At 70.8% G+C, this 12,863-nt stretch carries 12 protein-coding genes; 4 read left to right on the top strand and 8 right to left on the bottom strand.

The features are described 5' to 3' along the window. Window positions 1–79 precede the first annotated feature (79 nt). The 4 genes from ACZ6SF_RS26510 to ACZ6SF_RS26495 are packed head-to-tail and all read right to left on the bottom strand — an operon-like array spanning window position 80 to window position 5,475. Entirely contained in the window at window positions 80–2,644 is a 2,565-nt protein-coding gene (locus tag ACZ6SF_RS26510; RefSeq protein WP_466065465.1) for a helix-turn-helix transcriptional regulator, read from the bottom strand. Window positions 2,645–2,699: 55 nt separating this feature from the next. After that, window positions 2,700–3,731, bottom strand: coding sequence for a hypothetical protein (locus ACZ6SF_RS26505; RefSeq protein WP_466065463.1), 1,032 nt, complete (start codon window positions 3,729–3,731; stop codon window positions 2,700–2,702). Window positions 3,732–3,778: 47 nt separating this feature from the next. Beyond that, window positions 3,779–4,228 (bottom strand): VOC family protein, encoded by a 450-nt coding sequence (locus ACZ6SF_RS26500; RefSeq protein ID WP_466065462.1) that lies wholly within the window; start codon window positions 4,226–4,228, stop codon window positions 3,779–3,781. Window positions 4,229–4,248: 20 nt separating this feature from the next. Continuing rightward, window positions 4,249–5,475 (bottom strand): FAD-dependent monooxygenase, encoded by a 1,227-nt coding sequence (locus ACZ6SF_RS26495; RefSeq protein ID WP_466065460.1) that lies wholly within the window; start codon window positions 5,473–5,475, stop codon window positions 4,249–4,251. A gap of 218 nt (window positions 5,476–5,693) precedes the next feature. Between ACZ6SF_RS26495 and ACZ6SF_RS26490 the strand changes: the two genes are divergently transcribed. After that, window positions 5,694–6,665: a TetR/AcrR family transcriptional regulator C-terminal domain-containing protein gene (locus tag ACZ6SF_RS26490; protein WP_466065458.1), complete on the top strand. Its 972-nt coding sequence runs from the start codon at window positions 5,694–5,696 to the stop codon at window positions 6,663–6,665. 10 nt (window positions 6,666–6,675) lie between these two features. Here the strand turns inward: ACZ6SF_RS26490 and ACZ6SF_RS26485 are convergent, their stop codons facing one another. The 3 genes from ACZ6SF_RS26485 to ACZ6SF_RS26475 are packed head-to-tail and all read right to left on the bottom strand — an operon-like array spanning window position 6,676 to window position 8,999. Then, on the bottom strand, window positions 6,676–7,440 hold the full coding sequence (locus ACZ6SF_RS26485; RefSeq protein ID WP_466065456.1) for an SDR family oxidoreductase: 765 nt from the start codon (window positions 7,438–7,440) through the stop codon (window positions 6,676–6,678). Beyond that, the gene (locus tag ACZ6SF_RS26480; protein WP_466065454.1) at window positions 7,437–8,348 is read right to left on the bottom strand and encodes a helix-turn-helix transcriptional regulator; all 912 of its coding nucleotides are present in this window, start codon (window positions 8,346–8,348) and stop codon (window positions 7,437–7,439) included. Before ACZ6SF_RS26480 ends, ACZ6SF_RS26485 begins: the two co-directional genes overlap by 4 nt. Before the next feature lie 36 nt (window positions 8,349–8,384). Beyond that, window positions 8,385–8,999, bottom strand: coding sequence for a maleylpyruvate isomerase family mycothiol-dependent enzyme (locus ACZ6SF_RS26475; RefSeq protein ID WP_466065452.1), 615 nt, complete (start codon window positions 8,997–8,999; stop codon window positions 8,385–8,387). A 71-nt stretch (window positions 9,000–9,070) separates the two neighbouring features. Here ACZ6SF_RS26475 and ACZ6SF_RS26470 point away from each other — a divergent pair, with 71 nt between their 5' ends. Both ACZ6SF_RS26470 and ACZ6SF_RS26465 read left to right on the top strand, forming a co-directional pair. Further along, entirely contained in the window at window positions 9,071–10,003 is a 933-nt protein-coding gene (locus ACZ6SF_RS26470; RefSeq protein WP_466065450.1) for a MerR family transcriptional regulator, read from the top strand. 46 nt (window positions 10,004–10,049) lie between these two features. Further along, complete coding sequence (locus ACZ6SF_RS26465; RefSeq protein WP_466065448.1) at window positions 10,050–10,517, top strand: hypothetical protein; 468 nt, start codon at window positions 10,050–10,052, stop codon at window positions 10,515–10,517. 27 nt (window positions 10,518–10,544) lie between these two features. Here ACZ6SF_RS26465 and ACZ6SF_RS26460 read toward each other — a convergent pair whose 3' ends face one another. Further along, window positions 10,545–11,231: a TetR/AcrR family transcriptional regulator gene (locus ACZ6SF_RS26460; protein ID WP_466065446.1), complete on the bottom strand. Its 687-nt coding sequence runs from the start codon at window positions 11,229–11,231 to the stop codon at window positions 10,545–10,547. A gap of 133 nt (window positions 11,232–11,364) precedes the next feature. Between ACZ6SF_RS26460 and ACZ6SF_RS26455 the strand changes: the two genes are divergently transcribed. Beyond that, complete coding sequence (locus ACZ6SF_RS26455; RefSeq protein WP_466065444.1) at window positions 11,365–12,861, top strand: MFS transporter; 1,497 nt, start codon at window positions 11,365–11,367, stop codon at window positions 12,859–12,861. Window positions 12,862–12,863: the final 2 nt, after the last annotated feature.

Below are 12,863 nucleotides of genomic sequence, written 5' to 3'. Positions count from 1 at the left end.
ATAGGTAGAGATCCGGCATCGGTAGAGCCGTGCCACCGGTATGTCCGGCGGCCGGCCCGATCGGCCACGCCCGGTCCCGTCAGCGCGGACGCGGGTTCGGCCGGCCACGCGGCGGCTTGCGGGCGGCTTCCTCGCTCACCTGGGCCCGGCGGTCGGGAGGTACGAGCGAACGGATTCCGGCTCGGGAACCGATCATGAGTTTCTGCAGTACGGCGGCCATTTGCGCGTCCACGGTCTTGTAGGAGCTGCCGCGCCGGGCCGCGATGGCCGTATTCGTCCACCCGGCCGCGGCGAGTACGGCCACCTCCTGTTCGGCGGTGGACAGCTGCTCCCACGGCGACGGCCGGCCGCGCCGCACCGGATGTTCGACCGGCAGTCGTTCCATCGACAGGTTCCCCAGTGCCAGCTGCGCCACCTCCCCGAGTTCCGGTCGCAGTAGCGTGCCCTCGCGCAATGCCTCGTCGAACAGCTTGTCGCCCAGTGCTTTTCGGGCGATGTCCGCGGCGTACTCGGTTTCGGCGGCGAAGGGGCCCAGGTTGGCGATATCCACGCCGATCCCTTCCCTGAGTGTGGTTCCCCCGCCGAGCAGGCATGCGATATCGCGTGCCCGGTCCCGGACGGCGGCGGCGCGCGGGTCGGGCGCGGCGCCGACCAGGCGGGCCAGGGCCCAGGCCCGGATGTGCACGGCCCAGACCGCGCCCCACCGGTCGCGCATCGCGAGCTGATCGGCCAGCGTCGTCCGCGCCACGGCCAGTGCCTCGTCCGGGTCGCCGTGTTTGCTCGACGCGATCGCCCAGGCCAGCCTCGCCCAGGACACCGCCCACCCGGCGCCGGAGCGCTCCGCGTTGCCCAGGTGGCGGCGGCAGGTGTCCAGGGCCTGTCCGGAGGTGCCGAAGAACGCGGCAGCCAGTGCCTCGAACAGTTCGCTCATCGCGGCACCGCCGTCGTCGCCCTCGGCGGCGAACCGCACCCGGGCCCGGGCCAGGACCGCGATCGCGCGGATATCGCAGCGGATCAGCATCAGCTCGGTCCCGCGGGCGAATTCGACGGCGGCGGGCAGGCCGAAGTCGCGATCGGGTTCCGCCCGCCACCGCGTCCCGGACTCGGCGGCGGGCAGGCAGCGTGCGACGCATTCGTCGAGCATGTGTTCGGCGTCGCGGTGCATTCCCTGGCACATACTGATCCAGGCGATCAGCGACATCGAAACGATCTGCAACGGAACCGGTTCGGGGTCGAGGTCCCGGCTGGCCGCGAGTGCGCGCTCGGCCCACCGGCGCGGTTCTCGGAGCGAGCCGGTGAAGAAGGGTATGCGCAGGGCGATGAGCCCGGCGGCGATCTCCAGGCCGACGGCCGCCTCGCCCGGAGTGGCGATACTGCCCTCCATCGCGCACAGCAGGTTGTCCCAGGCCGCCCGGGCCCAATCGAGCAGCGCCCGCTCGTCGGGCCCGAACCAACCGGCGCGGGCCGCGACCACCTTGTCGCGGTAGTAGCGGCGATGCCGGCGCGCGAACCGGTCGGCTTCCGCACCGCGTTGCGCCAGCCGGTGCCGGGCGAAGACGCGGATGGTCTCGGCCAGTGAATAGCGCACTGTCGTCGTCGCGAGGTGGATCGATACGAGAGACTGATCCACCAGCCGTTCCAGCAGGCCTTCGATCTCCTCGCGCGTCAATCCGTCGCCGGGGGCGGTGTCGTCGTCGGCGCAGATCGCCACCACGGCTTCCAATTCGGCGCCGACGTCCTGCCCCGCGTCGGCGCCGTCGTGGTCGGCGTCGTACCCGGCCGCGAACACCGACAGGCGATCGAACAGCACCCGTTCCTTGTCCCGGCAGAGGTCGTAGGACCAGGCGATGACATCGCGGATCCCCTGGTGCCGGGCCTCCGCGCCGACCCGGGGGCCGTGTTGCCACTGCAACCGGCGGTCGCCGGCCGCGCCGCTGAGGTCGCGCAGGATCATCGGCAGCGGCTGGCGCGAGAGGCGCGCGGCCGCCAGCCGGATGTAGAGCGGGTGGTTGTGCACATGCCGGCAGATCGCGGCGGCGGTATCGGTCTCGTCGTCGGTGAGCGTATGCCCGACGAGGTCCGCGCGAGCGCGGAACATGGTCAGCGCCTGTGCTCCGGACAGCGCGGGCACCGGTACCAGTTTCTCGTCGACCCATCCGATCGCTTCCCGGCTGGTGGCCAGCACGGTGAGCCCGGGGGCCGCGTCGAGCAGATCGGCGATCACCGCGCCCGCACCGGCGAGCACGTGTTCGCAGTTGTCCATGACCAGGATCGTCTGCACATCCCGACCGGCCGCGTCGCGCCGGCGCACCGCGGCGACCACCGCGTCCCAGGCCGGTCGTCCGGAGAAATCGGCCTCGATCACCGAGACCGCGATATGTTCCTCCACCGCCGCCGCGTCGGCGTCCCGGGGGAGCAGCGCCAGCCGCACCCAGTGGACCGGGACCCGCCGGGCGCGCTGGAACCGCTGGACGGCCTCGATCGCCAACCGGGTCTTCCCGATACCGCCCGCACCGATCAGGGTCACCAGCCGGGCCTCGCCCAGCAGGGCCATTCCGATTCTCTGCAGTTCCCGGTCGCGACCCACGAAATCGCTGGTATCCGCGGGAGGCAATCCCCGGACAGAAGTTCGTTCTGCCGACACACCCGGTAGCGTAATGGTCCGGTGCGCGCGGGGATCGATCCCGGCCGAACCCGGTTCAGCCACGGCCCGCGGCGTACTCGGGCGCCGCCACCCGGCGTCCGAGGCGCCGGGCGAGCACGACCAGCAGCGCGACCTCCGCCGCGATGGTCAGCGAGCCGGTGACCACGGCGGTGGGGGAGGCCGCCATCATGAACGCGGTATGGCCGACGAGGATTCCGCCGATCAACCAGATCAGCTGCCGGTCACCCCATTCCGGCGCCGCCCGCCAGCGCAGCACCCGGCACGCGGCGGCGAACGCCACCACGGGGGCGATGAGCAGCGGGATCCACAGTGGGAAACCGGGGCCGTACAGGTTGTCGGGGCGCAGCCCCGGCGGGAGCAGCAGCCCCAGGAACACCACGGTCGCCACCGCCGCGGCGACGCCGACCATCCACGCGCGCGGGACCGTGGCCGCGGGTCGCGGCATCAGGAAGGGGTGGCCGGGCAGGTAGCGCAACGCCACGGTCGCCAGGACGGCGATGGCGAGCAGGAAGGCGACCGTCCACCCCCACGGGGTGCGGTAGCCGGGATCCTCGGTGCCGGAGACGACGAGCCGCAGGCCGAGTACGCCGGCCACCGCGAGCACGGCGGTGCCCGCCAGCCCGCGCGTGCGCAGATACGGCCGGCCGCGATGGTGCGGGAACAGCAGATCGGTGAGCACGATCGGGATGAGCACACTGAACACCACGTGCACCCCGATCTGGGATACCCAGTAGGTCCAGTTCACGCCGAGCGCCCGCCACCCCCAATCGGCGGCGCCGTACATATCGGGGCTGGTCAGGGCCTGCAGGCCGAGTCCGTCCTCGGCCAGCTGGTAGGCCAGGCCGAGCAGTAACAGGCTCGGCCATCCGGCACCCGTGCGGACGGCCGCCTCCCGGACCACCAGCACTCCGGCCCCGTACATCACCATCAGCAGGGGCAGCAGCAGCCAGGTGAACGGGACCGCGACCGCGGTGAAGGTCAGTTCCGCGCACAGCGTGGTCAGCAGGACCAGCGTCCATGCGGCTCGTAGCCGTCCGGGGCGATTCGCCGCGCTGTTGTCGGTCATGGTGCTCCCTCCGGTTCTCCGGGCGATGCCGTGCGGTGGTGGTGGACTCAGTGGCCGCGGGCGTCGGCCAGCCCCTGGATATCGATCTTGTTCATGGCGTGGACGGCGGTGAGAATTCGTTGCGCCGCCTCCGGTTCCGCGTCGGCGAGCAGTTCACCCATCGCTTTCGGGATTACCTGCCAGGTGATTCCGAAACGGTCGGTCAGGGAACCGCCGGGTCCCTCCTCGCCGCCGTCGGTGAGCCCGGCCCACAGGGTGTCCACCTCCTCCTGTGTTTCGCAGTCGGCGTACAGCGAGATGGCCGCGGTGAAGGCGAAGCGGGGTTCGCCGTTGTAGGCGACGAAGCGCTGGCCCGACAGTTCGAAGGAGACTGTGGTGACCGCTCCGTCCGGAGCGTGCTCGACGGTGTGGATCGCGGAGCCGGGGAACAACTCCGTGTAGAACGCGGCGGCTTCTTCGGCTCGGCCGTCGAACCACAGGAAAGTACTCACGGGCATATCGGTTCTCCTCAGGTGAATCAGGCGGTGGTGCCGAGCCGGTCATCGAGTCGCACGGTGGTGGACAGTTTGTCCATACCGCGACCGACCAGGCGTTTCGGCAGATAGGGCAACAGCCGGATCGAGCCGTTGCGGATCCAGAGCTGGGCCCGGGTGTCGGGCATGAGGCCGCCGTCGCCGGCGCTGCGCGCGAATTCCTGTGCACGGTCGGCGAATTCGCGCATCCGGCGCTCATAGGCCGGGTAGGCGATCCGGTGGTCGCCTTCGGCGGTGGCGAGTTCCTCGGCCAGGAGATAGGCGCCGACCAGTGCCAGGCTGGTGCCGATACCCGACATCGGCGAGGCGCAGTAACCGGCGTCGCCGAGCAGCGCTGTCCGGCCGCGCGACCAGACCGGGACCTCGATCTGGTGCACGCGGTCGAAGTAGAAATCGGGGGTGTTCCAGATCTCCGGGAGGATCCGCGGGACCTCCCAGCCGTCGCCGTCGAAGGCACGCAGCACGATTCGCTTCTGCTCGTCGAGGTCCTCGCGGTCGTAGGACAGCGGCGCCGAGCGCAGGAAGAAGCCGGCGACCGCGGTGCCGGGCTCCTTGCGGGGCCGCAGAGCGGCGGTCCGGCCGGGCCGGCCGTTGCCCGCGGGCATGGTGTACATCAACTGCCAGCCGTCGAGCTCCACCGTCGTCGGGACGGTGAACAGGCAGATATAGGAGCCCAGGTCGCGGATATAGCGCTCGTCGGCGCCGAAGACCAGCCGGCGCACGGTGGAGCGGACACCGTCCGCGCCGATCAGCAGATCGAAACGCCGGGCCGGCGTGTGCGCGAACTCCACCCGCACACCCGCGTCGTCCTGTGTGACCGCGGTGACCGAATCACCGAAGAGGTACTCGACGTCGTCACGGGTCCGCTCGTAGAGGATCTTGGCGAGATCGGTGCGCAGCAGCGCCATTTCGGCGACCGGGCCACCCGAATCCCCGAACACCTCGGTGCTCATGGTGGCGACCCGTCCGCCGGTCTCGTCGATGAACGCCATGCCGCGGGCGCCGGTGTGGGCTCGCAGGACCTCGTCGACGATGCCCATCCGCTGGGCGACCTGCCGGGCGGTGCCCCGGATATCGACCGCGTGACCACCGCTGCGCGGTTCGGGGGCGCGTTCCACAACGGTCGGATGGAAGCCGTATCGGCGTAACCAGTACGCCAGGGTCGGTCCGGCGATTCCGGCGCCGGAGATCAGGACGTTCCGGCCGTTCATAGGGGTCTCCTGGGTGTCGTCGAATCGGGGCGGCGCGGGTGCGGGCGGCGGGCGTGCCCGGATCCGCGCCGCAGTGTTGCGTACGCTGTATCGGTACAGGCTCGAAGGTAGCCAAATGTCTTGCCGAAAGCCATGTCAGAAGCGAATTGGTGTACTAGTCCACTCGGCCGGTGATCTAGTACACTCGACCGGAAACCCACCGCTGAAGTGGAGGAATCATGCCGAGGACCCCGCGTCCGGAAGCCCCCTATCTCGTCATCGCGGGAGATCTCCGCGACCGGATCCGCGACGGCCGGCTGAAACCCGGTGACCGGGTGCCCTCCATCCGGCAGATCGCCGCGCGCTGGGAGGTCGCGATCGCGACCGCGACACGGGTGATGGCCACCCTGCGCGACGAAGGGCTGGTCGAATCGCGGGTGGGGGCCGGCACGGTGGTGAGCGCGCCCGCCGGTCGCCGGCGGGCCCCCGCGGCGGACCGGCCGCGGGCGTGGCCCGCGCCCGAATTCGTGGATCGGGATTCGCAGCGAAAGCGGGTGTTGCGCAGTGCTGTGGCGATCGCCGACAGCGAAGGACTCGAGGCGGTGTCGATGCGCCGGCTGGCGGCCGACCTCGGCGCCGGACCGATGTCGCTGTACCGGTACGTGGCGAACAAGGAGGAACTGCTCACACAGATGGCCGATGAGGTGTTCGGCGAGCTCGATCTGCCCGCGCCGGGCGGCCGGGAATGGCGGGCGGATCTGGAGCTGGCCGCGTACCGGCAGTGGCGGCTGTGCCGGCGGCATCTGTGGCTGCCCCGGGTCATCTCGTTCACCCGGCCGCTGCTCGCGCCCAATATGATGGCCCAGACCGAATGGATGCTGGCCGCCCTGGACGGCCTCGGCCTGCCCCTGACGGTCCGGATGCACGAGGCGCTCACCCTGCACGCGCTGGTCGTCACCCTGGCGATGACCATGGCCGAGGAAACCGAGGCCGAACAGGACACCGGTATCACGCGGGCCGGCTGGGAGGCCGCCCAGCGTTCCAGGACGCGCGATCTGTTGCACAGCGGTGAGTTCCCGCTACTGGCCGCCCTGTCCGACGAGGCGCCGACGGATCTGGAAGCACTGTTCGAGTACGGCCTGGCCCGCCACCTCGACGGGTTCGAGGTCTTCGTGGCGGGCCGGTCGCGCCACGGTATCGCGGAGAAATGAGATCGGGCCGCTACACCATGGCGGCCGGGGCGACCGAGATCAGCCCACCGTCGACCAGCAGATCCTGGCCGTTGATATAGGACGCCTCCGCCGATCCGAGGAATGCCACCGCGGCCGCCACCTCCGCCGGCGACCCGATCCGGCCCGCGGCCACCGTCGTGCCCATCGCGGCGGCGATCTCGCCGGAGGCTTCGGCCCGGAAGGCCGGAGTGTCGATATAGCCGGGACTCACGGAGTTGACCCGGATGCGCCGGTCGACGAGATCGGCCGCGAGGGTCCGCGCCAGGCTCTGCACGGCGGCCTTGGTCGCGGTGTAGAGGGCGGCGGCGGGCGCGCCCCGGTGCGGGGCGAACGAGGCGGTAAGGACGATCGCGGCGCCGGGCCGCAGGAGCGGCAGCGATTTCTGGACGGTGAAGAAGGCGGCCTTGAGATTGCTGTCGACGACCCGGTAGAACTCGGCTTCGGTCACCGCCGCGACAGGCCCGAACGCGCCGATACCGGCATTGGCGAACACCAGGTCCAGTCCGCCGAACCGTTCCCCGATGGTGGCGGTCAGCGTGTCGAGGTCCGCGAGATCGGTGGCGTCGCCGGCTATTCCGGTCGCGCGGTCGCCCAGATCGGCCACCGCGCGATCCAGCCGCGCCTGGTCGCGCCCGGTGACGACCACCTCGGCGCCCTCGGCGAGGAGCCGGCGCGCGGTCGCCAGACCCATTCCGCTGGAGCCTCCGGTCACGAGCGCGATCCGGCCGTCGTATCGAGAAACAGGGGGTGTCATGGTTTCAGCGTGCGCGCGTCCGGCGGCGGCGAACAGTGCGTGTTCATGGTGGGTGTGGCACCACCACGATGCGGGCCTCGGGCCGGTGCGGCGAGCCGCAACCGCCGCAGCCGATCGGCGGTGGGTGTCCCGGGGCGGGGGTTGTACAGCACCAGCTGCCATTCGGCGCGGTCGGCGACGGTCAGTGTGGTCACGTCGAAGAACAGGGCGCCGGCTTCGGGGTGGCGCAGGGCGTTCACCGCCTGGGCCGGGACTCCGACATCCTGGCGTGCCCAGAGATCGGTGAACTCCGGACTCGAGGCGGTCAGCCGGTCGGTGACCCGGGCGAGTTCGGGGTCGCCGGGGCAGAGCGCGGCGCTCGCCCGGTAGGCGGCGACCACCGCGGGCGCGTTCGCCGTCCACAGCTCGTCCATCGCGCGGTAGCGGGGGTTGGTGAAATAGGTGATCAGGCAGTTGTCGTCGCCGTCGCCGTAGCCGAACACCGTCGCCGCGATGTCGTTGAACGCCCGCACATTCCAGTAGCGGTCACGCAGGACGGCCGGACCCGCCCAGGCGGCGACCAGCTGCCGCATCTCGGGCGGGACCGCCGCCCCCGGCGCGCAGTGCGCCGGGGGCGGGTTCAGCCCGGCCAGCAGGTAGAGGTGGGCCCGTTCCGGTTCGGTCAGCATCAGCACCCGGGCCACGGCATCCAGCACATCATCGGACACCGTGATCTCGCGTCCCTGCTCCAGCCAGGTGTACCAGGACACCCCCACACCGGCGAGGACGGCGACCTCCTCCCGTCGCAGCCCGGGCGTGCGCCGCCGGCCCGACGCCGGGATACCGACGTCCTCGGGGCGCAGCCGCGCCCGCCGGGCGCGCAGGAAATCACGGAGCAGTTCGCGGCGCGGGGTGGTTTCGCTGGTCACAGCGACGACAACACCGGGCCGCGGGGGGAATTCCCGTCAGGTGCCCGAGCCGGTGGGTACGGGTTCGCGCCCGGTGAGGATCAGCAGCAGCTCGGTCATCGGCGCGCGCACCGGAGTCCCGGCCCCGGCCGACCATCGGGCATCTGTCGCGATCAGCCGGTGGCCGGCGAGATCGCGCCGCGCGTGGAACGGCCAGCCCATCTCCCAGATCCGTTCGGCCGACCATTCGGCGGCCCGCGCCGGGATCTCCCGCCGGAGACCGAGGGGTATCGCGATGTCCTGGCCGTGGACCACCAGGTCCATGAGACGGTCGGTCGCCGTCGTCCCGACCGGTTTGTGCCGCACGGGGATCAGCGCCCGCAATTCGGCGAGCAGCGCGTCCGGTGTGCGGCTGTCGGCGTAGCGGATGGCGGTCTCGAAGTTCATCCGCGCGATGCTCCCGCGCGCCAGGGCCAGTTGCCACAGCAGCCAGCCGAGCCGGGCCCGGGAGGTCAGCAGGATATGGGCGACGATATCGCGGACCCGCCAGCCCGCGCACAGCGTCGGATGGTCCCAGTGCGCGGCCGGCAGTCCGGCCAGCAGATCGGCCAGGGTGCGGCGTTCGTCGGTCACGGCCGCCCAGACGAGTTCTTCGGTGTTGTCGCTGCTCATCGCGGTACCTCCAGTGCTCGGATCGTCTCCGGTACCGTAGGAACTCCACTCGGGTGGAGGTTCCAGTAACTGTGACGCACCTCATATATCCGCGGAACGCGGTGAGTATCGGCGAAGCGTCCGTGCGCACCGGCGTTCCGGTCCGCACGATCCGTTTCTACTGCGACGAAGGACTGCTCACCGCGTTCCGGACCGGCGGCGGGCATCGGGTTTTCACCTCGGAGGACCTCGACCGGCTGCGCACGATCCGGCGGTTGCGCGCGGTCGGCCTGGGGCTGACCGTGATCGCCGGGGTTCTGGCCGGCGATCGGCCGGCCGGCGCGGCGTTCGCCGCGGAACGGGCCGCGGTGGCCGCGGAACTGGGTGAGCTGTCCTGGCGGCACGCGGTGCTGGGCGCGCTCGAGCAGGCGGACGGTCAGGATCAGGCGCTGACGAGTCTGGCCGCGGTGGCCGACCGGGCGGCGGTCCGCACGACGCTGATCGATTTCTGGCGCACGCTCCTGTCCGCCATGCCGGCCGCGCTCTTCGACGATTTCGCCGCGATGGATATCCCGCCGATCCCGGCCACGCCGCGGCCCCGGCAGGTGCTGGCGTTCGCCGAGTTGGTCGGACTGGTCCGGGCGCCGGTGCTGCGGCAGGTGGCCGCCCGGCAGCTCTGGCGGCGCGACGAGGAGTCGATCCGGGACAAACGCGCGCTGCTCTCCGATCTCGCCGCCGCCTACGCTCCGGCCGCGGACCGGGTGCTCGCCGGTGACGAGCCGGCGGCCGGACCGGAACTGGACCTGTTCGTCGCCGCGCACGCCCGGGCGCGCGGCCGCCGCGACACCCCCGCGTTCCGGCGCGGTCTGTCGGCGGGCCCGCCGGCCGGGCATCCCGCCGCGTCGCGCTACTGGGCGCTCACAGCGGAGGCGATCGGCAGCCGTTGCACCACCGGCGCGGTCCAGGACTGGCTGGACGCGGCGCTGCGCCGTCCGGCGGGGCCCGAACCGGTTCGGAGCCGCTGAGCAGGGGCGGTTTCGGGTTCGGGTCCGCCCGAGTACGCTCCGACGGGTGGGCGGGAGCAAACGAATCCGGTGGTGTATCGCGGCGGCGCTGTGCGCGGTGGCGGTACTGCCGGGGTGCGGGAACACGGTGTCGGGCAGCGCGATCGCCGCGGAGGGTGACGGCCCGGCGGCCTCGGGCTCGCCGGAGATGACTGCGATCGCCGGGCGCTGGGTCGGGACGTATACCTGTGTTCAGGGTGATACCGGGCTGACCCTCACCATCGAACCGGCGGGCCGGGCCCAGTTCCGGTTCTATCCGGTGCGGTCGAATATGTCCGTGGAAACCGGCACCTTCGAGATGCGGGTGTCCTTTCAGGCCGGGCTGCCGCGGTTCGAGCAGGTCGCCTGGCTGGAACAGGCCGAGGGGTATTCGATGGTGGATCTGGCCGCGACCCGCCTCGACGGCCACACCATGAGTGGCACGGTGCTCGCACCGGGCTGCTCGGCCTTCAGCGTGAGCCGGGAACAGACGTAGTATCCCGGCGGTGCCCGCCGGTGGGCGTCAGCGGCGCCGGGTGCCGCCGCACGGAGCGGCCTTGGCGGTTTTGGCGCGATCGACCTCGTCGTCGGTCAGCGCGCGAACGGGCAGATCACGGCGCTCGACGCCGTCGGCGCGGATACCGTTCAGGGCGATCGCCATATAGCGGCGCCAGACATCGGGGTTGATCGGTTTGGCGAACTCGGCCAGGCCGTCGACCATATGGATCATCGCGAAGAGGTCCGAGGCCTCGATATCGGGTTGCAGGACCCCCGCCTCCCGGGCCCGCGCCACGATCGCGGCGATGGCCGGTTTGATCCGGTCGCGGATGCCGTGGAAACGCTCGGTGTCCAGGTCCAGTTCGAGGATCACCTCACCGAATCCGCGGTTGACGGCCAGATGCCGGCAGGCGTATTCGACGAATTCGACCAGCGCGAGCCAGGGGTCGGGATTGGACCGGGCGGCCTCGGCGGCGTCGGCGAAATCGCCGAGGCTCTGCTGGAAGACCTCGGTGATGAGTTCGTTCTTGTTGGCGAACCGGCGGTAGACCGTGCCGACGCCGACACCCGCGCGTTCGGCGACATCGTCGAGCGTGATCTCGAGTCCTCGATCGGCGAACAATTCCTGGGCGGCCTCGACGATGCGCTGCTGATTGCGTGCGGCGTCGGCGCGCAGCCGCCGCGGTGCGCGCAGGGTCGTGGCGTGTTTCACAGCCACATTCTAGCAACGGCGGGATTATGTGGAGGTCGATCCTCCGTTATTGTGATAGCGTTCATCGAAGCGGAGATGCTTCCTCCGGTTATCTGATCTTTCCTCCACTGACCACCTTCTTTCAAGGGGCGAGATGACTACCATGATCGAGCGCGGGCCTTCCGCGCAGGACACACCGACGGGCAGGCGTGGTTCGCACGCGCTGCGCTGGTGGGTGCTCGCCGTCCTCGGCGTCGCCCAGCTCATGGTCGTGCTCGACGCGACCGTCGTGAATATCGCGCTGCCCCAGGCGCAGCGTGACCTCGGGTTCGACGATGCGAGCCGGCAGTGGGTGATCACCGGATACGCCCTGGCCTTCGGCAGCCTGCTGCTGCTCGGCGGCCGTCTCAGCGACCTGTTCGGCCGGCGCAACACATTCATCATCGGCCTGATCGGCTTCTCGGTGGCCTCGGCCGTCGGCGGCGCGGCCACCAATTTCGAGATGCTGGTCGGGGCACGTGTCGGCCAGGGCATCTTCGGCGCGCTACTCGCGCCCGCGGCCCTGTCCCTGCTCACGGTGACCTTCACCGAACCCAAGGAACGGGCCAAGGCCTTCGGTATCTTCGGCGCGGTCGCCGGTACCGGCGGCGCGATCGGCCTGCTGCTCGGCGGCGCGCTCACGGAGTGGGCGTCGTGGCGCTGGGTGATGTTCGTGAACCTGGTCTTCGCGGCCGTGGCCCTGGTCGGCGCGGTGCTGCTGCTGGCCCGGCACGCCGGGGGCGCCCGCCCGAAACTCGATATCCCGGGCACGGCGGTGGTCACCGCCGCGCTGTTCGCCGTCGTGTACGGATTCTCCCACGCCGAAAGCCACGGCTGGGGCGATTCGGCCACCCTCGCCTTCCTGATCGGCGGCGCCGCGCTGCTGGCGCTGTTCGTCTGGCTCGAGACCCGGGTGGCGCATCCGCTGCTGCCGCTGCGCATCGTGCTCGACCGCACCCGCGGCGGGGCCTACCTGGCGGTATTCGTGATGGGGATCGGGATGTTCGCGATCTTCCTGTTCCTGACCTACTACATGCAGCTGACGCTGGGCTACTCGCCGATCATGACCGGTGTGGCGTTCCTGCCGATGGTGGCGGCGATGGTCGCCTCCTCCACCACCACGCCTTCGCTGCTGCTGCCCAAACTCGGCCCCAAGGTCGTGGTGAGCGGTGGATTCGTGATCGCCGCGGTCGGCATGGCCTGGCTCACCCGGATCGGTCTCGACACCGGGTACGCCACGCATATCCTGCCCGGACTGATCCTGCTGGGCCTGGGTCTGGGCGGCGCGATGTCGACCGCCTTCCAGAGCGCCACCGCCGGCGTGCGTCACGACGACGCCGGGGTCGCCTCGGCGATGATCAACACCAGTCAGCAGGTCGGCGGGTCGATCGGCACCGCGCTGCTGAGCACCATCGCGGCGTCGGCCGCCGGTGACTACCTGGCCGCCCGGACTCCGGATCGGCTGACCGTCGCGCAATCGGCCATCGAGAGCTACACCACCAGCTTCGCCTGGGCCGCGGGCATTTTCGCCTTCGGCGCGGTGGTGCTCGGATTCCTGCTGCCGAATGCGCTCCCGGCTCCGGCCGAGGGGGAACCGGTACTCGCGCACTGACT

The organism is Nocardia sp. NPDC049935, assembly GCF_055586645.1.
This window is presented reverse-complemented; position numbering and strand designations above follow the sequence as displayed.